We start from the raw sequence: 24,954 nt of genomic DNA on the forward strand, positions 1-24,954 counted from the left end.
TCCGGTCACATATCTGGTTACTTGTCATCGGCCGTGCACTATCCGGATACCGCACACGCAATGGCCGTAAATGGTCTGCTGATTGTTTCCCCACAAGGAGCAATCATGATCCCGATATCATCCAGTGTGGAGTCGAAGCCAGCTGCTTCGCTCACGCATTCCGCAAAACCCAAAGCAACGCAAAGCCTGCATGGCCAGTTCCTTGAAAATTCAATCCCGCCATGGTTGACCAACGCCTCTGCGCAAAGACGCGAGGCGTTCAAGGGCGTCACTACAGCGCTGCCGTCCTGGTATCTGGAGGCGACGCCGACCCAGCGCCAGACATTGAATGACAGCTTCAAGGTCAGCGTCGAGGCGCAGAACAGCCTTGATAAAAGCCTGGCGACGTTCCAGCACCTCGAGGCGTTTGCCAGGCCATTGCTGATCAAGGCCCTGAACGACGAATACCGGTTGCAAATGGACGTTGACTCGACCTTCCTGTGCCTCAGGCGTGCGGTGACGATGGGCGTCGAGGCGCTGGAGCTTGCGACATTCGAGGCCCTCAAACTGTCGATGCTGGACGCCGCGCTGCACAATTTCGAAGCCTATGAGTGCGCAGCCGGTGCCTATCACCAGACCTCCGGTTTTGTTGTCGCAACCGCCGTCGCGGACACTTTTCAGTCTGTGAACATTGATTTGACCGTCAGCCAGTTCATGGGGCTGTGCCGTCGCCTGGATATCGGCAAGCAATACCAGACTTACCTGCAGGGCTTTTTCCATCCCGCCGATGGCATAACCAGTGCGGTGCTGCGCGAGCGGTTCATTGCCAGTCAGAAAGCCAGTCTGCGCGCGGCTGCCGAACAGGCGCTGTTGCGCAAAGATATCGAACCGGCGGATTACACGATGATCCTGTCGGTCATTGCCGGTGAGGTTCACCCGTGGATGGGCGGCAAGCAGGTCTGGTTCAATGATCTGGGAGTAATGAAGAAGCGATTGACCGGTTGTGTGGCGTTCGTGATCGTCGAGAAGTACCGCTACGCCGATGAGCTCATTCTCTACATTCCACACGACCCGGAGCACCCGCTCAAGCGCTACCGTGGCACGCAAATGCGTGACGAGCTTACGCGCCTGTTGACGGCCCGCAGTGCAGCTCAGGTAGCCAATGCCGAGCCAACGGAGTATCAGCGCTTCATCAGCCAGTTTCTGGCGTACGAGCATCGTCCCGACTTTTTTCGTCAATTTGTGCAAAAGCCGGCCAATTCCCCGAAAGATCCATGGTGGTTGTTGCGCTCGCCCTGGCTGGCGGTCATTCAAGGGCTAAGCGGTACCTCAGTGTTTGCCCGGATCAAGGACGTGCCGCCCGAGCGTCACGTCAAACTGAAGCCCGCCACGGATCCGTACATCGCACCGATAACCCTCTCTCGCAAGGGGCGCGGCGTCTGGGCGCCCAATGAAGACCTCTGGGCGTATCTCTACACACAGAGCTGCGCCAAGGTATTGGCCGATGCTCGAAGCCATGCGGTGCCGACTGACGATGTCGATGTAAAGGCACGCGAGGCCAAGCTGGCGCACCTGATGCAGGTTGGCTTGCTGGGTCTGAACATGGTCTCGATGTTCGTGCCGGTGCTGGGCGAAGTGATGATGGTGGTAATGGCCGGGCAACTGCTCTATGAAACCCTTGAAGGCGCGATCGAGTGGAGCGAGGGAGATCGTCGTGCGGCCAAGGACCATCTGATCGATGTGGCGGAGAACCTGGCGCAGATTGCGCTGATGGCGGGAGTGGGCGCCGGAGTGCGCAAGATTTCCAGCGCCAGCGCCGTGCCGGCCATTGAAAAGCTGCATCCGGTGAGGTTACCCAACGGCGAAACCCGACTGTGGAAATCCGACCTGAAGGCTTACGAGTCCGCTGTCACACTGCCAGTCAGTCCCGGACCGAATAGTGCCGGCCAGCATGTACTCGAGGGTAGAACCTATATCCGCCAGAGCGGTAAGGTCTACGAGCAGTTTTTCGATCAATCGATCGGCAAATGGCGCATCAGGCATCCGACCGACGTCAACGCCTGGCAGCCGGTGCTCGACAGCAATGGCAGCGGTGCCTGGCGGCATACACTGGAGCGTCCGCGGGATTGGGATCGTCTGACTCTGTTGCGGCGCATCGGCCATGCAACCGAAGCCTTCACCGATGCACAGCTGATCAAGGCTGCCGATATCAGCGGTGTCAGTGACGCCGCCCTGCGCAAGATGCACATCGATAATGCACTGCCACCCCCGGAATTGACCCAGGCCATGCGCGTGATCCAGGCGCAGAGCAATGCGGCACTCGTCATCGAGCAATTGCGCGGGACAAAACCGATCAACGAACTGTATCTGTACGCGTTGCCGCTGATCACCGAAATGCCCCTCTGGCCGGCGAGCCGGGTGCTCGAAGTCTTCGACGGCGAGCAATTGTCCGGCAAGTCAGTCAGGTATGGCTTTGCGCGGCGGTTTCGCGACGTCGGTGTCAAGGCACCCATTCGGATTTCGCGGGCCGATATTCTCAGCGGTGATCTGCCAGCACATATCCTCGCGGCGCTGGACGAGTCTGAGGTCACCCGGCTTCTGGGCGAACAGGGTGCACGCGTGCGCGACGCGCGGCCGGCGGAGTTCGGCAAGCAGATCACCGACTACGCCAAAACCCGTCAGTCGGCGATTTACGACAGCATCTATTCGGGTACCGAGCCTGTCGATCCACAGGTTGCACGTTTGCAGAAGGCCTGCCCTGGACTCAGCGAACCGGCGGCACAAACGGTGCTGGCACAGGGTAGCCCCGATGATCTTGAGCAACTCGGCTCTGGGCAGCGAGTGCCGCTGCGCCTGCTGGAAGAGGCCCGCTGGTATGCACGCCAGAGTCGACAAGTCGCGGCATATGCCGGTCTGCGCAGCGAAACCGTGGCTTCGGCGGACAGCCGTCGCCTGGTGTTGCATACGCTGGAGCAATTGCCGGGTTGGCCCGACAATGTTCGTATCGAAGTTCGCGAAAGCCATGACGCTGGCGAGCTGCTTGACAGCATCGGCAGTGAGACAGCCGCCGAGAAAAAATACCTGATCAAAAAAGGCGTTCAGTTTCAGGCATTCAACGAACGCGGTGAGGCGCTCAACAGCCTGCCTCGCAATGGCGACAACTTTTACTCATCGATCATGCATGCCCTGCCCGATGGGGCGCGCCGCAGCCTCGGCGTGCCCGAGGTCGGACAGTCCGCCGTGCTGAAGGCAAAGATCATCGATTACGCCGATCAGCATCACGCTGTGGCGTCAGCCCTGCTGGCGCCACAGGTCAAGTGGCTCAAGCCGCCCGTTCGCGTCAGCGATACTTTGATTGGTTATCCCGCCAGTGGTCGCGGCGCCGGAATGCGCCAAAACCTGGTAGCTCATGTGCAGGACGTCTATCCGCAACTGAGCGACGAACAGGCTCACGGCTATCTCCTTGAACAGTATCGGGCGGGAAACGATGACAGAGCTATCTTCCAGCTGTTGCAGTCGCGTCGACAGGAATGGGAGCAGCTTGAAGCGACGCTGGATGGATGGTCGGGAGCGTCGACGGTGCCGCCTTGGGAGCGTTCCGGAACGGACCATAAAGCACGTGCCGCACAAGCGCTCAAGGATTGTTGGCGCAACGCACCGGTCGCCGCACATCTGCCCGGCGCCGATCAGCTTCGCCTTGTCACTTACGACCCGCTACCAACTCTGACGGCAAATTTTGATCACGTGCGAGAACTGGCCATCGGTGGCGATGGTATCACTGACGCCAATGCCGACGCTTTCCTGGAGCGGTTTGCCCGTCTCGAAAAGCTCTCGCTGGGCGAGCGCGGCAGTCTGTTCGGCAATTACGTGGCGCGAGAACAGTCACTGACAACATTGCCTCTTGCCGTGACTCACATGCTGGCGCTGAAAAGGCTCAAGTTCAGAACCTCAGTGGCTGCGATGGCGACTGATCTGTCGACAAGATTGCGCAGGCTGATAGGCGTTGAAGACCTTCATCTTGACCTTTCGGGGCGCACCGGCGTCGCGCCGGATCTTGACCTGACACCGCTCAAGCAATTGAGGAGACTCAAGATCGACGTGCCGGACATGGTCCGATGGCCCGCTTTCGTACAGGAGCTGCCTGAGCTCGAACGCCTTGACCTGGCGCAGACGGCCATCTCATCCATTCCACAAACACTCTACGCAGGACATGAGAAATTGTGGGCGGGGCTGTCGCTCGACTGGTCGAAGTTCTCTCACGAAGCTTTCAAGCCCGCCTATGAGTACGTCAAAAGTTACCGCGGTGAGTGGGGGCATCTGCTGGATCTGAACCTGATGGTCCGCCAGTACTGCGCCGGCGAGCTGGATTTTCTGACCGGACGGCGCGGACATGTCAATCCATTGCCTGAGCGCGTCATGAGTCTTTGGAATACACCCGATACCCGGCTCAAGGCCGTCGAGTTGCTGCGTCTGGAGCACGCCGGAATTTTCCGCCAGTTTTACCTCCCGACGACGTCCGATGGATTACGAACCGCTACGCTTGCGCCGCTCTGGGAAGCGAGTCCGAACATCGATGTTGTGCGTGCACTGCAGGAAAACTGGGGTGCTGCGGTGCGCGAACGCTATGGCCAGGGAACAGAAGCGCAGCTCTCCGGTTCAGTAAATCCGAACAGGGTCGCCCCGCTGGACAATGCCAATGTGTTCCGGTTAGACGATGACGCAGACTTTATCGACGAGCCATCCATCAGCCAGCTTCCGTCATTGCCGGCCGGTACGTTTTCGCATGTGCAAACCGTTTCCCTTTATGGACTGAGCGTGCCTGCGGAACAGATACGCACGTTTCTTCAAGCATTCAGGGGGGCGCGCAGGGTAGAAATCACGGATTGCAATTTGACTGAGGTGCCGTTCAGCCCGAGTGACTTTGCGCAATTGACTCGACTCGATCTGTCACGAAACCGGATCGGTACTACGCCGCAAGTCCAAAGCCAATTCGACGCATTGAACAAACTCGAATTCTTGAATTTGCGCGGTAACCAACTGACCGATCTGAATGTCACGGCCCTGCAGGAGCTTGAAACTCTCGACCTCAGTTCCAATCGTCTCGAGGCATGGCCGGCAGGTGCCGAAGCTCTGCCAAAGTTGCAATGGCTTGATCTGCGCGAAAACCCCATCAGTGCGTTACCGGAGCAGGTGCTTGCCGCCGACAGCCTGATGCTCAAGACCAACCTGACGGAAAACAACTTGAGTCCCGAAGGCGCGGCAACCCTGAAAACTGCGCAGCGGCGTATCGAAACCGCGCTCGGCTTGCCTCCTGACACCCTTATACAGTTTGAAATTTACCCGAGTGGCTTTCGGCGCCTGGGCGACGCGCGTGTACCGAGAACTGCATTCGCATTTGCGCAGGAGTTTCTATTGCCGCTGCGTTCTCTGACACCTGTCGCCGAAGGCGCCGCAGGTGGTGTAAGTCGCTTGCAGAAACTCAATCCACTGCTGTCTGCTGAACAAGCGCAGCAATGTCTGGCGCGATTGCGCAGCGAGGGGCTGAGCGATACACAAATCGACGCCCGTCTCACCGTCTGGCGAGATAGCGACGAGTCGCTGACGCGTGAGTTGAACGGCTGGATCTTTACCCGGGCGATACCGCGGATCAGAAAGGACACGTCGCAGCAGCGATCGTTTCTCGCAGCGAAGATCCGTAGTTGCTGGGCTGATGGTCTGACACGCCATAGCGAAGACGCGGGACTCGAGCTCGATCTCACTGGGTTGCGCACTGGAGATTTGCCGCGCCTTTCGAACGTGTTTTCTCAAGTCACAACGCTGAATCTCACCGGCACAGGCTTTTCGACGCAAAGCTTCAACGAGTTTTGTGCCGCTTTCCCTGAAGTCACCACACTGGTACTCAACGGCAACGCTCTGGAGACTCTTCCGGACGCCGTTAGCGGCCTGAACAGGCTTGAGCGGCTGGAATTGAGCGCAAACAACCTGGCCACGGCGCAGTCGTTGTTCACCCACGTGGGGGGCGACCGCCTGCGTTGGCTCGACCTGAGTCACAATCAACTCGAGGAATTCAGTGCCAGTGGCTTCACTCGGCTCGAAACCCTGAAGCTTGACCACAATGGCCTGGATTACTGGCCGGACGGCGCGTTGGAACTGCCGGATCTGCAGACACTCGATCTGACGGACAACAACATCAGGGTATTCCCGGACAGGCTGCTGGACGGCAGTCATGAGGGGCTGGTCGCTGGTACGGATCTGTCGGAAAACTCATTGACGCTCAATAGTCTGGAGCAAATGCGCGATTACAGCGCAGCCAATGCAAATCGTAATGTCATGGGCTATTCGCGCGAGCATCTCGATCGGGAAATTGCCGCGCGCGCAGTCGAGTCCGACAGTGACTCCGGCTCCGGTTCGGATGGCGACAGCGATGACAGCGACAGTTCCGGAGGCCGTGGTGGTGCCGGGCGTGTGGATGCGCACGCTGCGGTCGAAGCCGTAGAGGTCATCGCCAACCCACTTCAAGACATCGCCGCGCCCGCAATGGAGACCTGGCTCACCTACACGCCCGCTGATGCGCGTGCGGCCCGGCAGGCGTTATGGCTGCAATTGGCTCAACAGGCCAACCATGGGTCGTTCTTCCATTTGCTCTCGACTTTGCCCGATACCCTTGAATTCAGGTTGTCTGGCGCCGACCTGACCCATCGGGTCTGGCAAGTCATAGAGGCTGCGACGGAAAACGCCGAACTGCGCGATCTGTTGTTTCTAAACGCCGAGACCCACGGCACCTGCGGTGATGGCCGGATCCTGTCGTTCAGCGAACTGGAAACCCGCGTCTATGAATATCAGGCGCTGCGCGATATTCCGCGGCATCGCCTGCAGCAACGCGGCAGAGCCTTGCTCGATCTGACTCGACGGCTGTTCCGCCTGGAAAGGGTGGATCGACTGGCCGAAGCCGCCGCCAAAAACAAGGATCGCGCAGAAGTCCGCCTGCAATACCGCATCGGCATGACACGCGGCTGGCCGGACGGTTTGGAGTTGCCGGCGCAACCTGAGCACATGTTGTACGCCACGCCGATTCGCGGGCAGCGATTGATTGACGCGCGCACGTCGGTACTGGCCGATGAGGCCTCGGAGATGTTCATTGAGGACCTGATTGCGCGCGACTACTGGATCCGTTATTTGCGAGATCGCCACGGTGAGGCGTTCGAAACGCTGGAACGCGAAGCAACGATGCGACAGGGGGAGGTAGAAGACGCTTACCCCGACGTGGCAAGCAGCGAATATCTGGACGCGATGCACAGACTCGAGATCGAGCTGGCGCAAGCGCGTATTGAAAAACTCAAGGCATTGTCGCGTACGGAACTGGAAAATCTTGCGCCGCTCGATGAGCAAGCGCAGCCCGGTCCATCGTCACCGAAACCCGGACCGTCATGGCGCCGCGATTGAGTGATTGAGCTGACCTGGGAGCAGGACGCTCCCAGGTTTCGCCCAGACTCAGCTGTCGTAACCCAGATTCGGCGCCAGCCAACGCTCGGTCACGCTCAGGTCCTGGCCTTTGCGCGCGGTGTAGCTCTGCACTTGATCCTTGTCGATCTTGCCCACGGCAAAGTACTGCGCCTGCGGATGAGCAAAGTACCAGCCGCTGACCGCTGCGGCGGGGAACATTGCGTAGTGTTCGGTGAGGAACACGCCACTGCGCCCGGCGCGCATTTCGGCAGCCTCTGGATCGAGCAGGGTGAACAGCGCCGCTTTCTCGGTGTGATCCGGGCAGGCCGGGTAGCCGGGAGCAGGGCGGATGCCACGGTATTGCTCTTTGATCAGCGCATCGTTGTCGAGCGTTTCATCCTTGGCATAACCCCAGTGCTCTTTTCGCACCTGCTGGTGCAGCCATTCGGCGCAGGCTTCGGCCAAGCGGTCGGCGAGGGCCTTGACCATGATCGAGTTATAGTCGTCGCCCGCGTCCTGATAGGCCTTGGCCACTTCTTCGGCGCCGATGCCAGCGGTGGTGATAAAGCCGCCGACATAGTCGGTGACTTCGCTGTCCTTCGGCGCCACGAAGTCGGCGAGGCAGAAGTTCGGCTTGCCGTCGGTCTTGATGATCTGCTGACGCAAGTGATGCAGCTTGGCCAGCGGCTTGCCGTTGTCGTCGTACAGCTCGATGTCGTCTTCGTTGACCTGATTGGCCGGCCAGAAACCGAACACCGCACGGGCGCTGATCAATTTTTCGTCGATGAGCTTGGCGAGCATTTCCTGCGCGTCCTTGTACAGCGCAGTGGCGGCTTCACCGACCACTTCGTCTTCGAGGATGCGCGGGAATTTGCCGGCCAGATCCCAGGAAATGAAGAACGGTGTCCAGTCGATGTACTCGGCCAGTACCTTCAAATCGATGTTGTCGAGCACCTTGATGCCGGTGAAAGTCGGTACCACTGGCTGATAATTGGCCCAGTCGAATTGCGGCTTCTTGGCGATCGCGGCGGCGTAGCTCAGGCGTTCGGTACGGGCGCTGCGATTGGACGTACGCTCGCGCACGTCGATGTATTCCAGGCGGGTCTTCTCGACGAAACCGGCCTTGAGTTCCTTGGACAACAATTGTGTCGCCACGCCGACGGCGCGCGACGCGTCGGTCACGTAGACCACGGCATCGTTGCTGTACTTTGGCTCGATCTTCACCGCGGTGTGCGCTTTCGACGTCGTCGCGCCACCGATCATCAGTGGCAGATGGAAATCCTGACGCTGCATTTCACGGGCAACGTGGACCATCTCGTCCAGCGACGGCGTGATCAGGCCGGAAAGGCCGATGATGTCGCATTTTTCTTCTTTGGCGACCTGCAGGATTTTCTCGGCCGGGACCATTACGCCGAGGTCGACAATGTCATAGCCGTTGCAACCGAGCACCACGCCGACGATGTTCTTGCCGATGTCGTGCACGTCGCCCTTGACCGTAGCCATGAGGATCTTGCCCTTGGCTTCCGGCTTGTCGCCTTTCTCCAGTTCGATGAACGGAATCAAGTGCGCCACGGCCTGCTTCATCACGCGGGCGGATTTCACCACTTGCGGGAGGAACATTTTGCCGGCGCCGAACAGGTCGCCGACGATGTTCATGCCGGACATCAACGGGCCTTCGATCACTTCGATCGGCCGCGCAAACGACTGGCGGGATTCTTCGGTGTCTTCAACGATGTGCGTGGTGATGCCCTTGACCAGCGCGTGTTCCAGACGTTTGTTGACGTCCCAGTTGCGCCATTCTTCGGTCTCGGCTTCCTTGACGCTACCGTCGCCCTTGTACTTGTCGGCGATGGCGAGGAGGGCGTCGGTGCCGTCCGGGGTGCGGTTGAGGATCACGTCTTCGACCGCGTCGCGCAGCTCGACCGGGATCTGATCGTAGATCTCCAGCTGGCCGGCGTTGACGATGCCCATGGTCAGCCCGGCGCGGATCGCGTAGAGCAGGAACACCGAGTGAATCGCCTCACGCACCGGGTTGTTGCCACGGAACGAGAACGACACGTTGGACACGCCGCCGGAGCTCAGTGCATACGGCAGCTCATCGCGGATGTAGGCGCAGGCATTGATGAAGTCGACGGCGTAGTTGTTGTGCTCTTCGATGCCGGTAGCGACGGCGAAGATGTTCGGGTCGAAGATGATGTCTTCCGGCGGGAAGCCGACTTCGTTGACCAGGATGTCGTAGGAGCGTTTGCAGATTTCTTTCTTGCGCGCTTCGGTGTCGGCCTGACCGGCTTCGTCGAAGGCCATCACCACCACCGCAGCGCCGTAGCGCTTGCACAGCTTGGCGTGATGGATGAACTGCTCGACGCCTTCTTTCATGCTGATCGAGTTGACGATGCCCTTGCCCTGGATGCACTTGAGGCCGGCTTCGATGACCTCCCATTTCGACGAGTCGATCATGATCGGCACGCGCGAGATATCCGGTTCGCCGGCGATCAGATTGAGGAAGGTGACCATGGCCTTCTTCGAATCGAGCATGCCCTCGTCCATGTTGATGTCGATGATCTGCGCGCCGGCCTCAACCTGCTGCAGAGCGACTTCGAGGGCTTCGGTGTAGTTGTCTTCACGGATCAGGCGGGCGAATTTTGCCGAACCGGTGATGTTGGTGCGTTCGCCGACGTTGACGAACAGCGAGCTGCGATCGATGGTGAACGGCTCCAGACCGGAGAGTCGGCAGGCCTTGGGAATGTCCGGAATCTGACGTGGCGCGTAACCGGCCACGGCTTTGGCGATCGCTTCGATGTGCCCCGGCGTGGTGCCACAGCAGCCACCGACGATGTTGAGAAAACCGCTCTGGGCGAATTCTTCGATGACTTTGGCGGTTTGCGACGGCAGTTCATCGTACTCGCCGAATTCATTCGGCAGGCCGGCGTTCGGGTGCGCGGAAACGTGGGTGCTGGCCTTGTTCGACAGTTCTTCCAGGTACGGCCGCAGTTCGCTGGCGCCGAGGGCGCAGTTCAGGCCCACGGAAATCGGCTTGGCGTGCGCCACCGAGTTCCAGAACGCTTCGGTGGTCTGGCCGGACAAGGTACGGCCGGAAGCGTCGGTGATGGTCCCGGAAATCATGATCGGCAGTTCGAGGTGCAGCTCTTCGAATACACCTTGTACGGCAAAGATCGCCGCTTTGGCGTTGAGGGTGTCGAAGATGGTTTCGATCAGGATCAGGTCGGCGCCACCTTCGATCAGGCCCTTGGTGGCTTCAGTGTAGTTTTCCACCAGCTCATCGAAGGTGACGTTGCGGTAGCCGGGGTTGTTGACGTCGGGTGACAGCGAGCAGGTGCGGCTGGTCGGGCCGAGCACGCCGGCAACGAAGCGCGGCTTGGCCGGGTTTTCGGCGGTCTTGGCGTCGGCAATCTTGCGCGCCAGACGTGCGCCTTCTACGTTTAACTCGTAGGCCAGCTCTTCCATGCCGTAATCGGCCATGGAAATGCGCGTGGCGTTGAAAGTGTTGGTTTCGAGAATGTCGGCGCCGGCGTCCAGATAGGCTTTTTCGATGCCGCCGATCACGTCCGGACGGGTGATCACCAGCAGGTCGTTGTTGCCCTTGACGTCGCTCGGCCAGTCCGCGAAGCGCTTGCCGCGATAATCCTGCTCCTCGAGCTTGTAGCTCTGGATCATCGTGCCCATCCCGCCGTCGAGAATCAGGATGCGCTCTTTGAGGGCTTGCTTGAGAGCTTGAAGGCGGACGCTGCGATCGGACATGTGGACTACTCGAAAAGACCATTACGAAGGAGCGCGATCATAGCAAACCTGTGCGCTTTTGGAGCATGTGCAGCTTTTGCATGAATATCGCTCATGTTGGTACGAGCGTCATAACGGTAGAATCGCAGCCTTTTTTTATCATCGAGATCAGCAGCATGCCGCACCGCTTCATCAGTTTATGGTTGCTGGTCCTGAGCGGGAGCGTTGCGGCGCAAGATCCCGCCATTTCTTCTTCCATCTCCTACAGCCGAGATATCCAACCGATCTTCACCGAGAAGTGCGTAGCCTGCCATGCCTGTTACGACTCGGCTTGCCAGCTCAATCTGGGCAGTGGCGAAGGCGCCGCTCGTGGCGCGAGCAAGATGCCGGTATATGACGGCGAACGCACCCAGGCGGCACCGACCACGCGCCTGTTTTACGACGCCTTCGGCAAGCGCGCCTGGCAGCAGAAAGACTTCTATTCGGTGCTCGACGCCCAAGGCAGTCAGGCCGCGCTGATGGCACGCATGCTTGAACTCGGCCACAAGACGCCGCTGACGCCGAATGCCAAGCTGCCCGAAGACATTGTCTTGGGGCTTAATCGCAACAATCTATGCGCAATGCCTGCGGAGTTCGACGGATATGCCGGCGCGCACCCGAAAGAGGGCATGCCGCTGGCCGTCACCGGGCTGACCGACCAGCAATATCAGACCTTGCAGCGCTGGCTGGCGTCTGGCGCGCCGATTGACGAGCAGAGCCTGGCGCCGAGTGCCAAAGAGGCCATGCAGATCCTGCAGTGGGAAAACCTGCTCAACGCCCCCGGCGCCCGGCAGAGTCTGGTCGGTCGCTGGCTGTTCGAGCACTGGTATCTGGCGCACATTTATTTCAAGGACGGCGAGCCGGGGCATTATTTCCAGTGGGTACGTTCGCGTACGCCGAGCGGCCAGCCGATCGACCTGATCGCCACGCGCCGCCCCAACGACGACCCGGGCACGCAGGTGTATTACCGCTTGTGGCCGGTGCAGGGGGTGATCGTGCACAAGACGCACATCACTTATCCGCTGAGCGCGGCGAAAATGGCCCGGATCAAGAGCCTGTTCTACAGCGGCAACTGGCAGGTCAATGCGCTGCCGGGTTACGGCCCGCAGAGCCGTGCCAATCCGTTTGCCACTTTCGAGGCGATTCCGGCGCAGGCGCGCTATCAGTTCATGCTCGATAACGCCGAATACTTCGTCCGCACCTTCATTCGCGGCCCGGTGTGCCGTGGGCAGATCGCGACCGACGTGATCCGCGACAACTTCTGGGCGCTGTTCCAGGCCCCGGAGCATGACCTCTACATCACCGACCCGAACTACCGCGGCCAGGCCACGCCGTTGCTGGCGATGCCGGGGCAGAACGACGATGTCGGCAGCGTGCTGAGCCTGTGGCGCAACTACCGCGACAAGCGCAACGAATACGAAGCCTTGCGCCGCGACAGCTACGCCGATCTGCCGGCGCCGAGCTGGTCGACGCTGTGGGCCGGCAACGACAACGCCTTGCTGAGCATTTTCCGCCACTTCGACAGCGCTTCGGTGACCAAGGGGCTGATCGGTGAGGTGCCTCAGACCATGTGGCTGTTCGACTATCCGCTGCTTGAGCGCACCTATTACCAGCTCGCGGTCAACTTCGACGTGTTCGGCAACGTCTCCCATCAAGCGCAGACTCGCCTGTATTTCGACCTGATCCGTAATGGCGCGGAGCAGAACTTCCTGCGCCTGATGCCCGCCGACTCACGCGAGGATTACCTCAACGATTGGTACCAGGACGGCGGCCAATTCAAGATGTGGCTCGATTACGAGGCCATTGATGACGACAAACCGACCGCGCTGAAGCTCGACGAGAAAGACCCGAAACACGATTTCGCCATGCAGTTGCTGGCGCGCTACGGTGATCTGAACGCGCGGCCAGACCCGATCAATCGCTGCGACGGCGCTTATTGCTCGCGACCGAATATAGATCCGGCGTTGCAGAACGCCGAGCAGGCCCTGAGCCGTCTGGCCTCGCGACCGGCCGCAGGGTTGAAAGTCATCGACCAGATGCCTGAAGCGACCTTGCTGCGTGTCGAAACCGCCAGCGGCAAGCGCGAGGTCTACAGCGTGCTGCGCAACCGCGCGCACAGCAACGTGGCGTTTCTGCTCGGTGAGTCGCTGCGCTATCAACCGGGTCTCGACACCTTGACGATCTATCCGGGCGTACTCACCAGTTACCCGAACTTCATGTTCAACGTACCGGCCGAGCAGGTGCCAGCGTTTGTCGATGCCATGGAGAATGCCAGGGATGCCAATCGGTTCGACAAGATCGTCGAACGCTGGGGCATTCGTCGCAGTCATCCGCAGTTCTGGCTGTATTTTCACGATCTGAGCCAGTACATCCACGAAACCGATCCGGTGGAAGAGGGTGTGCTGGATATGAACCGGTACGAGAACCTTTGAGCATTCGCAGGCATATGCCGGGATTCTTTCCCGACAAAAATACTAGGACTTTGTCAGTCGCGCCGATTGGCGTAAACTGCGCCCAAGCCTGCGAGGAGTTTTTATGACCGCTATTACCATTACCGACGCCGCCCATGATTACCTGGCCGATCTGCTCTCCAAGCAGAACACCCCGGGCATCGGCATCCGTGTCTTCATTACCCAGCCTGGCACCCAGTACGCCGAAACCTGCATTGCCTACTGCAAGCCGGGCGAAGAGAAGCCTGAAGATACCGCGCTGGGGCTGAAAAGCTTCACCGCTTACATCGATTCCTTCAGCGAAGCGTTTCTTGACGACGCCGTTGTCGACTATGCCACCGACCGTATGGGCGGCCAGCTGACCATCAAGGCGCCAAATGCCAAAGTGCCGATGGTCAATGCCGACAGCCCGGTCAACGAGCGCATCAACTACTACCTGCAAACCGAGATCAACCCGGGGCTGGCCAGCCACGGCGGTCAGGTCAGCCTGATCGATGTGGTCGAGGACGGCATTGCCGTGTTGCAGTTCGGTGGCGGTTGCCAGGGCTGCGGCCAGGCCGACGTGACCTTGAAGGAAGGCATCGAGCGCACTCTGCTCGAGCGCATCCCGGAGCTCAAGGGCGTTCGCGACGTGACTGACCACACGCAGAAAGAAAACGCCTACTACTAAGGCGTTCGCTGCGAACATGAAAAACGGCGCCCCGTGAGCGCCGTTTTTTTATGGGCAACTTTTGCCGCCCCATTCGCGAGCAAGCTCGCTCCCACAATGAAATGCAATTTCTGGTGGGAGCGAGCCTGCTCGCGAAGGCGTCTTCAAGGGCGATAAAGATGCGCATGCCCGGCGCGATACAACGACGACTCGCTAAATACCTCACTGCCCAACACCCGCCCAACCAGAATCAGCGCCGTACGCCGAAACCCTTTGGCCTCGACCTTTGCGGCAATGTCCGCCAATGTCCCGACGACCCAATCCTGATCTGGCCATGTCGCCCGGTGAATCACCGCAATCGGGCAGTCCGCGCCGTAATGTGGCAGCAATTCAACCAGTATCTTTTCCAGATGATTGACCCCCAGATGAATGGCCATGGTCGCACCATGTTGCGCCAGGCTGGCCAGCTCTTCGCCGGCGGGCATTGCGGTCTTGTCGGCGTAACGGGTCAGAATCACGCTTTGCGAGATGTCCGGCAGAGTGAGCTCGGCGCCCAGCAGCGCTGCGCATGCCGCTGTGGCGGTCACGCCAGGAATGATCTCGAAAGGAATGCTCAGCTCACGCAAGTAGCGGATCTGCTCACCAATCGCGCCGTACAGACCTGGATCCCCCGAATGCACGCGGGCAACATCCTGGCCTTTGGCATGGGCCGTCCTGATCAGATCGATGATTTGTTCCAGATGCAGTTCAGCGCTGTTGGCCACGATTTCGGCCTGATGACCTTCCAGCACCGCTGCGGGTACCAGCGAGCCGGCATAGATGATCACCGGGCAGCTGCGAATCAGCCGTTGGCCTTTGACGGTGATGAGTTCCGGATCGCCGGGGCCGGCGCCGATGAAGTAGACGGTCATCGTTGAATCCTTGTGAAGAGGCGCAGCCCCACTGCAGATGAAGCGTGCTCATGATCAATGGCGGGGATTATCGGGATTTTATGCAGCGCCGGCCAATGCCAGCGTGGCCTGCGCATATTTCTGCCGGTGGATCAGCAGTTTCGCCGGCGCCTGAATCAGTTGCTCGGCCAGCGCCAGCGCGGCGCTTTCCGCCACGCCGTAGCAGCCGGTGCGCTCAAAGGCGATCTGCGATTGATGACTGAGGCGCTGTTGAAAGGGCGCCAGCTCGGCACTATTGAAATACTGCAGCGGCAGGTTCAATTGTGTGGCCAGTTCCAGCAACCCCGGTTCGTCGCGCTTGAGATCGATACTCGCCAGAGCCTTGACCGCTCGCAACTCGATGCGGTGCGCCTGCAACGCTTGATCGAGTAATGCACGCAACGTACTGGCCGGGCAGCCGCGCTGGCAGCCGAGGCCGACCACGAAGGTCGGCGCTGCGCGGTCATCGCTCATGCCTGGTATTGGCTCGCGCTTTTGCGGCGGAACAACCACGCACTGATCACGCCCAAAGCCAGCCAGAACGCCACGTTGGTCAGCTGCGAAGCGATCTTGAACTGCGTTTCCAGCGCCTCCGGGGCAAGCATCGAATGCACCTGCGGTTGCGGCGCGCCAATCACATGCGGCACGGCGAGAATCGCCACACCGAGAAGCTTCATCAGCCAGTGACGGCTGAAGGCAATCAGCGCCAGGCCGACGGCGGTCGAAGCGGCAGTGCCGATCCACCAGATCTGCCGCGAAGCCAGATCAGCGGCGGCTGTGCCCGGCAATTCAGGTGGCAGGCCCAAGGTCGGCGCGAGAACGAACGTCGCGTAACCGGCCAGACCCCAAAGCAGGCCTTGCGAAGTCCTGGTCGGCGCGCGCAGGGTGTACAGGCCAGCGAGCATCAAAGCGAAACCGACCGCAACCACCAGATTGCCGCCAGTGGTCGAAGCCACACGCTGCCAGCCATCTTCTGGCTCCCAGGCCTCAGCATCATGGCTGTGGGCGGCGGTACCGGTGGCATGTTGGTGAGCTTCGGCGACCGGCTCGGATTTCTCGAAGGTTTCGGCCTGAAGAATCAGTGGCGATACCCAGAAGCTCTGCAGCAACGTCAGCAGCAGGGCGGCCAGCAGGCCGGTGAAGCCTGCGGTTTGCGCGATACGCTTGATCATGTTGAAAGGCCTCAGTGGCACGGGAACGCGGCGCTGTGGCGGGTATCGTGGGCGGCGTTGTGCACCGCTTCGATGTGCGAGAAACCGGCGAACCAGACCAGGCTGGCACCGAGGATCGAGGCGAAGAGGGCGGCGGCGACGCGTTGGCCGAGTGTGGTGCTGCTGGAGATGTGGTCAGTGTGGCTGACGGTATTGCTGATGATCGACATAGCGCTTCCCTCTGAAATGTCAGCGGGTAAACAGAGCGCATGAAAATCCCTGCGAGCCGGGCACGCAGGGATTTCGAACAGCGCCCGCCCACCGCGGGTTTGTTTGTGGTCAGCCGCGCTTGCGCGCGCTGGGTGTTGCGGGCCGGTCTCCGGGCTTGCGAGGGGCTGGCTGGTCGCCGACCTGCAAGCATCACCTTCCCATGCCGGGGCACAGTGGATCTGACGCTTCGCTCGCTTACCGTTGCGGGGGCAGCACCGGACTGACATGGCCTTGAGTAAAGCACATGATTCACCGGTTTCCCGTTTCACCCTGTGAAGGGCACCCGTAACAAGGTGGGCAGGAGAACATGGGTTTGGGTTTTTAGTCAATTTCCGGGAAGTTTTCGGTGCTGCGGTGGGGGATTTTTCTGATGTTTTTGTGTGTATATCCGTCGCCGGTGGATCAAGATCAAGATCAAGAGCAGGCGAGCTGACACTCGGCTTATTGAGTGGTGAAAAGCGTGGGTGTTCGGCTTTTAATTTGTGTTGTTGCTGCCCCTCACCCCAGCCCTCTCCCGAGGGAGAGGGAGCCGATTTGTGTGGTGTTCAAAATCTGCATTCGACTCGGTAACGCAAGTCGGCGTATTTCGCCTAAACACCTCGGTCAGTCCCCTCTCCCTCGGGGAGAGGGCTAGGGTGAGGGGCTCTAGATCTGGCTTTTGCTTTGGCTTTGATCTTTTGCCCCTTCAGCAGGCTGCGCCCGGATCGGTCCCGTAACGAAGGTACCCCGAGCCCCGGCGAGCGGGCCGTACGCCGGGGCAAAGCCTTTTGGTTCCTTTTTGGCGTTTGAAAAAGGGACTCGCTGTAAGAGCGAAACCATAGGAAGCCGTTACCGCAGCAACGGATATACCCCCAGTTTCAGACTCACCGACCCATTGACCCACGACGGACCCATGCGTAGCCTTGCGCTTTCGAGGTTCTTCGGCACTCGCCGAAGCTAAGAAGGGAACGCGGTCAAAGCCGCGGCTGCCCCCGCAACTGTGAACGGTGATGTTCGTTGCCACGCCACTGCCAGCTCAACCGATGAGCCAGCGGGAAGGCGCAATGAACGCCAGGCCCAGCGCCTGAACGCCGTCAGCCAGGAGACCTGCCTCGTCACAGATTCTCACTACAACCGGGCGGGGTGATCCGGTGGCGAATGCTTCCGGCGTGCATGCGCGCTGCCGGTTCTCGTCCCGTATGCCCGCCGCTTGCCAAAGGGCATACCGATGAAAACACTGGCCAAACTCCCCGTCACTATCGTCACCGGTTTCCTCGGTTCGGGCAAAACCACGCTGCTGCGGCACATGCTCGACAACGCTCAGGGCCGGCGCATCGCGGTGATTGTCAACGAGTTTGGCGAGCTCGGTATCGACGGTGAAATCCTCAAGCAATGCACCATCGGCTGCACCGAAGAAGAGGCCAGCGGCCGCGTATATGAGCTGGCCAACGGCTGCCTGTGCTGCACGGTGCAGGAAGAATTCTTTCCGGTGATGCGCGAGCTGGTCGCCCGTCGCGGCGATCTTGATCACATTCTCATCGAAACCTCTGGCCTGGCCTTGCCCAAGCCGTTGGTGCAAGCCTTCCAGTGGCCGGAAATTCGCAGTGCCTGCACTGTCGATGCGGTGATCACCGTGGTCGACAGCCCGGCCGTCGCTGCTGGCACCTTCGCAGCGTTCCCGGATCAGGTCGATGCCCAGCGCAAACTCGATCCGAACCTTGATCACGAGTCGCCGCTGCACGAATTGTTCGCCGATCAACTGGCCAGTGCTGACCTGGTCATCCTCAACAAAGCCGACCAGACGAGCGCGGAAGATCTGGCTCGGGTGCGCGCTGAAGTCGCCGAAGAGCTGCCGCCAGCGGTAAAAATCATCGAAGCCAGCAACGGCCGCCTGCCGCTCGACGTGTTGATCGGCCTCGGTGCCGGCTCTGAGGAGCACATCGACAGCCGCCACAGTCACCACGATCACCACCATGACGGTGATGACGACGATCACGATCACGACGCCTTCGATTCGATCTCAATCGAACTGCCGCAAGCCGATGAAAGCCTGCTGCTCGACGCGCTGACGCAACTGGTGGTGCAACACGGCATTCTGCGCGTGAAAGGCTTCGCGGCGATTCCGAACAAGCCGATGCGCCTGTTGATCCAGGGTGTGGGCACGCGTTTCGACAAGCATTTCGACCGTCAGTGGGGCGCCGAAGAAGCGCGCGTCACGCGTCTGGTGCTGATCGGTCAGGAACTCGATGCCGCACAACTCGAAGCGCAATTGCGCGCTGCGCTCAGCGTTTAAGCCATGCACCTGCTCAGGACCCAGCCCGGTGGATTCGTCTCGGACGACAACATTGCCGATCTCGGACAAACCCCCGCCGAGCTGGTGATCCTGTGCAGCGGCGATTCCAGCCTGGCGCTGCTCGCCGAGGCTGCGCAGCAATTGCCCGATGACTACCCGAGCCTGCGTCTGGCCAACCCGATGCAGGTGCAGAATCATGCTTCGGTCGATCTGTACGTCGACGAAGTGCTGCGCCACGCCAAAGTCATTCTGATCTCGCTGCATGGCGGCATCGCCTATTGGCGCTACGGTGTCGAGCGGCTGGTCGAGTTGTCCGAACGCGGCGTGCAACTGATTCTGGTGCCCGGCGATGACCGCCCGGACCCCGAGCTCAGTGACTTGAGCACGGTCAGCGCCGAAGTACGCGATAGACTCTGGCAATTTCTGCGTCAGGGCGGCATGGGCAATGCGCTGGATTTTTTCCGCTGCTTGGGCAACCAATCGTTTGCCCGGGATTATTCGTGGGGCGAGCCGCAAACCCTGCCGCGCACGGCGATTTATCACCCACAGAAAAACAGCGCTGCCCTGAGTGACTGGCAAGCCGAATGGCTGCCCGGTCAACCGGTGGCGGCGCTGTTGTTTTATCGCTCGCATTTGCAGGCGGCGAACACGGCGTTCATTGATGTGTTCTGTCAGCGTTTGCGGGCAGCCGGGCTCAATCCGCTGCCGATCGCGGTGGCCAGTCTGAAAGAACCCGGTTGCTTGTCTGTGGTCGAGGACTGGCTGGATGAAGTCGAGGCGGGGGTGATTCTCAACACCACCGGTTTTGCCCAGTCCAGCCCCGAAGCGCCGCATCTGCGCCCGTTTCGCCGCAACATCCCAGTGATTCAAGCCATCTGCGCTCAGGACAACGAACCCGGCTGGCGCGACAGCGAACAGGGTCTCGGGCCGCGTGATCTGGCGATGCACATTGCTTTGCCGGAGCTTGACGGGCGCATCATCAGCCGACCGATCAGCTTCAAGGATCTGGCCTGGCGCAGCGAGCGCAGTCAGTCCGATGTGGTCTGCTATCGCGCCCAGCCCGAACGCATGGATTTCGTCGCCGAACTGGCGCGGCGCTGGGTTGATCTGGCGCGCGTGGCCAATGGTAAAAAACGCATCGCGCTGATCCTCGCCAACTATCCGACCCGCGACGGCCGCATCGGCAACGGTGTCGGCCTCGATACACCGGCGGCGGCGCTGAACATCCTCCGCGCATTGCGTGCCGAAGGTTATCCGATCACGGCCGAGTTGCCCGACAGCGGCACCGAACTGATCCAGCAACTGCTCGGCGGTGTCAGCAACGACCTCGATAGTCTCGACCTGCGCCCGTGCCAGCAGAGCCTGGCGATGGACGATTACCTGGCAATGTTCAACGCGTTGCCGGAGGCGAATCGCGCGGCGGTGATGGAGCGTTGGGGGGCGCCGCAAAACGATCCGATGTGCCGCGACGGTCGCCTGATGATCGCCGGTCTGCGTTTCGGTCTGACCTTTGTCGGCATCCAGCCGGCCCGGGGTTATCAGGTCGATCCGAGCGCGGTGTACCACGACCCGGATCTGGTGCCGCCGCACGGCTATCTGGCGTTCTATTTCTGGTTGCGCAACACCTACGGCGCCCACGGCGTGATCCACGTCGGCAAGCATGGCAATCTCGAATGGCTGCCGGGCAAAGGGGTTGGGCTGTCGGAAAACTGCTGGCCGGATGCGTTGCTCGGGCCGCTGCCAAATATCTATCCGTTTATCGTCAACGATCCGGGCGAGGGCGCCCAGGCCAAACGCCGCACGCAGGCGGTGATCATCGACCACTTGATGCCCCCGCTGACCCGCGCCGAAACCTACGGGCCGCTGCGCAATCTGGAGCTGCTCGCCGACGAGTATTACGAGGCGCAACTGCTCGATCCGCGCCGCGCCCGTGAGTTGCAACGCGACATTCTGCAATTGGTGCGTGACACGCAGATCGACCGCGAACTGCAACTGGACGCAGCGCTGGACAGCGATGCCGATGCGGCGATCTGGTTGCCGCGTCTGGACACTTATCTGTGCGACCTGAAGGAATCGCAGATTCGCGATGGGTTGCACATTTTCGGCGAATCGCCGAGCGGGCGCTTGCGTATCGACACCTTGCTCGCGTTGCTGCGCATCCCGCGCGGTGACGGCAAGGCCGCGCAGTCGAGTCTGCTGCGAGCACTGGCTAAAGCGTTTGATCTTGGTTTTGATCCGCTGGATTGCGCGTTGGCCGATGCCTGGAGTGGCCCGCGTCCGACCGAGTTGCAGACCATCAGCGAAGAAGTCTGGCGCACCGCCGGCGACACCCGCGAACGCCTCGAATTGTTTGCCGCAGACCTGATCTCCCAAACACTGAATGTCCCCTGTGGTAGCGAGCCTGCTCGCGAAAGCGGTGTGTCAGTAAAAGACCAGTTGTCTGACCCGACGCCTTCGCGAGCAGGCTCGCTCCCACAAGGGCCGGGGTGGGCTGAGGTTGATTCGATACTCGAGCATCTGCGCGAAGTCGTCGCCCCGCGCCTCGATGCTTGCGGCCCGGCCGAAATGCGCGGTCTGCTTGACGCCCTCAGCGGTCGTTTCGTCCCCGCCGGCCCCAGCGGCGCACCCAGCCGTGGCCGTCTCGACGTCCTGCCCACCGGGCGTAATTTCTATTCAGTCGACGTGCGCAATCTGCCAACAACTACTGCGTGGCGCATCGGTTTCCAGTCCGCCACGCTGATTCTCGAACGACACTTGCAGGATCACGGCGATCACTTGCGCCAACTCGGCTTGTCCGTGTGGGGCACCGCAACCATGCGCACCGGCGGCGACGACATCGCTCAGGCCATGGCGTTGATGGGCGTGCGTCCGGTCTGGGCCACGGGCAGTCAGCGTGTGGATGATTTCGAGATTCTGCCGCTGAGTCTGCTCGATCGTCCTCGGGTCGATGTGACATTGCGGGTTTCGGGGTTTTTCCGTGATGCGTTTGCCAACCTCATCCGCCTGTTCGACGCCGCCGTGCAAGCGGTGGCCGCGCTGGACGAGCCGGACGACCTGAATCCGCTGGCCGCTAAAGTGCGTGCCGAACGCGAGGCGCTGTTGCAGTCGGGCGTCGATGAAGACACCGCGCGGCGTCAGGCCGGGTGGCGCATCTTCGGCGCGAAACCGGGGGCGTATGGCGCCGGGGTGCAAGGCGCCATCGACGGGCGTTTGTGGCAGAGCCGCGAAGACCTCGCCGAGGTTTACCTGAACTGGGGCGGCTACGCTTACGGCGGCGCCGACGAGGGCACGGCTGCCCGCGAGCAGTTCAGCCAGCGCCTAAGCCAGGTGCAGGCAGTTCTGCAGAACCAGGACAACCGCGAGCATGACCTGCTCGATTCCAACGATTACTACCAGTTCCAGGGCGGCATGCTCGCGGCGGTGGAGACGCTGCGCGGCGAAGCGGCGGCCAGTTATCACGGCGATCACAGCCAGCCGGATCTGCCGAAGATTCGTACCCTGAAGGAAGAGTTGAACCGCGTGGTGCGCTCGCGCGCGGCGAATCCGAAGTGGATCGACGGAATCAAGCGTCACGGCTACAAAGGCGCGTTCGAACTGGCGGCGACGGTTGATAATCTGTTCGCCTTCGATGCGACTACGCAGTTGATCGATGACCATCAGTACGCGCTGCTGGCGGAGGCATATTTGCTTGATCCGGCGACCCGGGATTTTGTCCGTGAGCATAATCCCCACGCGTTGCGCGACATGACCGAACGCATGCTCGAAGCGCAGCAGCGCGGGATGTGGCAGGAGCCTGGGGCTTATAAGGAGGCGCTGGAGAATTTGCTGTTGGATATCGAGGAAGATATGTAGCCGCTAAAAAGCTACCCTCACCCCAGCCCTCTCCCGGAGGGAGAGGGAGCCGATTTGTGTTGGTTTTGAGGCCTGAGTTCAACTCGATAATTCAGGTCGGCGCAACTTGCAAGAACACCCAGATCAGTTCCCTCTCCCTCTGGGAGAGGGTTAGGGTGAGGGCCACCCAACTGACACGCCACCAAAACTCAAGCACACCAAAGACCACGAAAGGGAAAACCAAAATGACCGACACCCCGCATTTCCCACTCTCCGCCGTGGTCGGCGCCGATGACCTGAAGCTCGCCCTGTGCCTGACCGCCATCGACTCGAAAATCGGCGGCGTACTCATCGAAGGTCCGCGGGGCATGGCCAAGTCGACGCTGGCGCGGGGCCTGGCGGACCTGCTCGCCAGCGGCCAGTTCGTCACTTTGCCGTTGGGCGCTACCGAAGAGCGGCTGGTCGGCACCCTCGATCTCGATGCTGCCCTCAGCGACGGTCGCGCGCAGTTTTCGCCCGGTGTTCTGGCCAAGGCTGACGGTGGCGTGCTCTATGTCGATGAGGTCAATCTGCTGCCCGATCACTTGGTCGACCTGCTGCTCGATGTCGCCGCCAGCGGTACCAATCTGATCGAGCGTGACGGCATTTCCCATCGGCATTCGGCCAAATTCGTCCTGATCGGCACCATGAACCCGGAAGAGGGCGAGCTGCGGCCGCAACTGCTTGACCGCTTCGGCTTGAACGTTGCCCTGAGCGGCCACACCGCGCCCGCCGAACGCGGACAGATCATTCGCCGGCGGCTGGATTTCGACAGCGATCCACAAGGGTTCTGCGCGCAGTGGGCGAGCGAGCAACAAATCCTGCGTTCGCGCTGTGAAAGCGCCCGCGAGCGCTTGGCAGCCATTCCACTGGATGACGCGGCATTGGCGTTGATTACCGAGCGTTGTTTCGCTGCTGGCGTCGATGGCTTGCGTGCCGATCTGGTCTGGTTGCGCGCGGCCCGCGCCCATGCCGCGTGGCGTGGGGCGGATGCGATTGCTGAAGAGGACATCGACGCGGTGGCCGAATTTGCCCTGCGCCATCGCCGTCGCGAACACCCTTCATCCAGCACCCAATCACAAGCGCACTCTCCTTCAGGCACAGACAGCAAGTCCAGCGAAGGGCAGGGCCAGTGGGGCGAGATGCCGGCGACGGCGCAAGCCACCGGTACCCGCCGCGAAGTTCCAAGCTGGCCGCCACTGGCAAAAAAGCCCTAGGCATTCGCCCCCGATCCGACGCGGGGGCGAATGCCAAGCCCCGTGCCGGACAACTCGACAATGGCCGCCAGGGCCAACGGCATGCGGCCGGCAGCGGTTCGGTGAACTGGCCGGGCACGCTGCTCAATGGCCGCCCCCAGCGCCGCGCCGATCTGCTGTTTCAACAGCGCACCCGCTCGCCCCATGAAATCTGGCTGGTGATCGTCGACGCGTCGGCCTCGACCCGTCGCCATCACGCCTTGAGCGATGCCAAGGGCCTGCTCGCGCAGTTGTTCGACGATGCTTACCACCAGCGAGCGCGGCTGGCGTTGCTGACCGCCAGTGGTTCTGCGCCGAAATGGCAGGTGCAAGGCTTGAAGGCCTCAAGCGGCCTGAGCGCCTGGCTCGACGGTCTGGGCGCCGGTGGCGGCACGCCGTTGCTCGCGGCACTGGAGCAGGCGCAGCAATGGCTGACGCTGCGACGCAAGCGCTTTTCTGCCGAACAGCAACGCTGCCTGATCGTGACCGATGGTCGCGTGAAAGAACTGTCGGCGTTGCCAGTGCTGGCGTGTCCGGGATTGCTGATCGACATTGAGCGCGGGCCGATTCGACTGGGCCGGGCGAAGGATCTGGCGACCGCGCTGCAAGCGCAGTATCAGCATATCGATGAGCTGGGTTTACGCTGAAATCCACCGCGCTGCTCAAACCCTGTGGGAGCGAGCCTGCTCGCGAAGGCTTCTTCAGCAACGCTGAAAATCTCCGGTCGAGTTCATTCATACAGATTTTGAAATGATTTGCCGCTGTAGAACAGGCCGGTCGACGCTGTACGCTCCAAGGCCATTTTTCATTCAGGATCTACATGAACACCCTCTCGGAGCCTCCCAGTCAGCACTCTCCAGCACGCCTTCGCGCGGTCTTGATCCTTTCGCAGCACCCCGTCTTCCGACTACCGACTATGGTTGATAACG

The 24,954-nt window shown here is 60.8% G+C and carries 12 protein-coding genes and 2 riboswitches; of the genes, 7 read left to right on the top strand and 5 right to left on the bottom strand.

The annotated features are described in order from the left end of the window. Positions 1–33 precede the first annotated feature (33 nt). Positions 34–7,422, top strand: coding sequence for an NEL-type E3 ubiquitin ligase domain-containing protein (locus tag OC605_RS15705; RefSeq protein ID WP_262138035.1), 7,389 nt, complete (start codon positions 34–36; stop codon positions 7,420–7,422). 48 nt (positions 7,423–7,470) lie between these two features. Here OC605_RS15705 and metH read toward each other — a convergent pair whose 3' ends face one another. Continuing rightward, positions 7,471–11,181 (bottom strand): methionine synthase, encoded by a 3,711-nt coding sequence (gene metH / locus OC605_RS15710; protein WP_262138037.1) that lies wholly within the window; start codon positions 11,179–11,181, stop codon positions 7,471–7,473. A gap of 155 nt (positions 11,182–11,336) precedes the next feature. Between metH and OC605_RS15715 the strand changes: the two genes are divergently transcribed. Together OC605_RS15715 and nfuA are read left to right on the top strand one after the other, a co-directional pair. Next, positions 11,337–13,631, top strand: a complete 2,295-nt coding sequence (locus tag OC605_RS15715; protein WP_262138038.1) for a fatty acid cis/trans isomerase — start codon at positions 11,337–11,339, stop codon at positions 13,629–13,631. A 103-nt stretch (positions 13,632–13,734) separates the two neighbouring features. Continuing rightward, positions 13,735–14,319, top strand: coding sequence for a Fe-S biogenesis protein NfuA (nfuA, locus tag OC605_RS15720; protein WP_003225494.1), 585 nt, complete (start codon positions 13,735–13,737; stop codon positions 14,317–14,319). 143 nt (positions 14,320–14,462) lie between these two features. On the opposite strand, the gene cobM is transcribed toward nfuA, so the two are convergent. The 4 genes from cobM to OC605_RS15740 form a co-directional block, all read right to left on the bottom strand. After that, positions 14,463–15,209 (bottom strand): precorrin-4 C(11)-methyltransferase, encoded by a 747-nt coding sequence (gene cobM / locus OC605_RS15725; RefSeq protein ID WP_262138040.1) that lies wholly within the window; start codon positions 15,207–15,209, stop codon positions 14,463–14,465. 78 nt (positions 15,210–15,287) lie between these two features. Continuing rightward, a complete protein-coding gene (locus tag OC605_RS15730; protein ID WP_186567179.1) occupies positions 15,288–15,701 on the bottom strand; it encodes a cobalamin biosynthesis protein in 414 nt (137 codons plus the stop codon). Beyond that, positions 15,698–16,399, bottom strand: a complete 702-nt coding sequence (locus OC605_RS15735; RefSeq protein ID WP_133338131.1) for a CbtA family protein — start codon at positions 16,397–16,399, stop codon at positions 15,698–15,700. Before OC605_RS15735 ends, OC605_RS15730 begins: the two co-directional genes overlap by 4 nt. Positions 16,400–16,410: 11 nt before the next feature. Continuing rightward, entirely contained in the window at positions 16,411–16,608 is a 198-nt protein-coding gene (locus OC605_RS15740; protein WP_016774486.1) for a CbtB domain-containing protein, read from the bottom strand. A 122-nt stretch (positions 16,609–16,730) separates the two neighbouring features. After that, positions 16,731–16,950: riboswitch (cobalamin riboswitch) on the bottom strand. 594 nt (positions 16,951–17,544) lie between these two features. Further along, positions 17,545–17,757, top strand: a riboswitch (cobalamin riboswitch). A 98-nt stretch (positions 17,758–17,855) separates the two neighbouring features. Between OC605_RS15740 and cobW the strand changes: the two genes are divergently transcribed. From cobW to OC605_RS15760, 4 genes are all read left to right on the top strand, one after another. Continuing rightward, entirely contained in the window at positions 17,856–18,920 is a 1,065-nt protein-coding gene (cobW, locus tag OC605_RS15745) for a cobalamin biosynthesis protein CobW (RefSeq protein WP_024012737.1), read from the top strand. Positions 18,921–18,923: 3 nt separating this feature from the next. Continuing rightward, a complete protein-coding gene (cobN, locus tag OC605_RS15750; RefSeq protein ID WP_262138048.1) occupies positions 18,924–22,772 on the top strand; it encodes a cobaltochelatase subunit CobN in 3,849 nt (1,282 codons plus the stop codon). Positions 22,773–22,996: 224 nt separating this feature from the next. Next, entirely contained in the window at positions 22,997–24,007 is a 1,011-nt protein-coding gene (locus OC605_RS15755; RefSeq protein WP_262138050.1) for an ATP-binding protein, read from the top strand. After that, entirely contained in the window at positions 23,980–24,672 is a 693-nt protein-coding gene (locus OC605_RS15760) for a vWA domain-containing protein (RefSeq protein ID WP_262138226.1), read from the top strand. Before OC605_RS15755 ends, OC605_RS15760 begins: the two co-directional genes overlap by 28 nt. Positions 24,673–24,954: the final 282 nt, after the last annotated feature.

The organism is Pseudomonas sp. Marseille-Q5117, from assembly GCF_946901175.1.
GTDB lineage: Bacteria > Pseudomonadota > Gammaproteobacteria > Pseudomonadales > Pseudomonadaceae > Aquipseudomonas > Aquipseudomonas iranensis.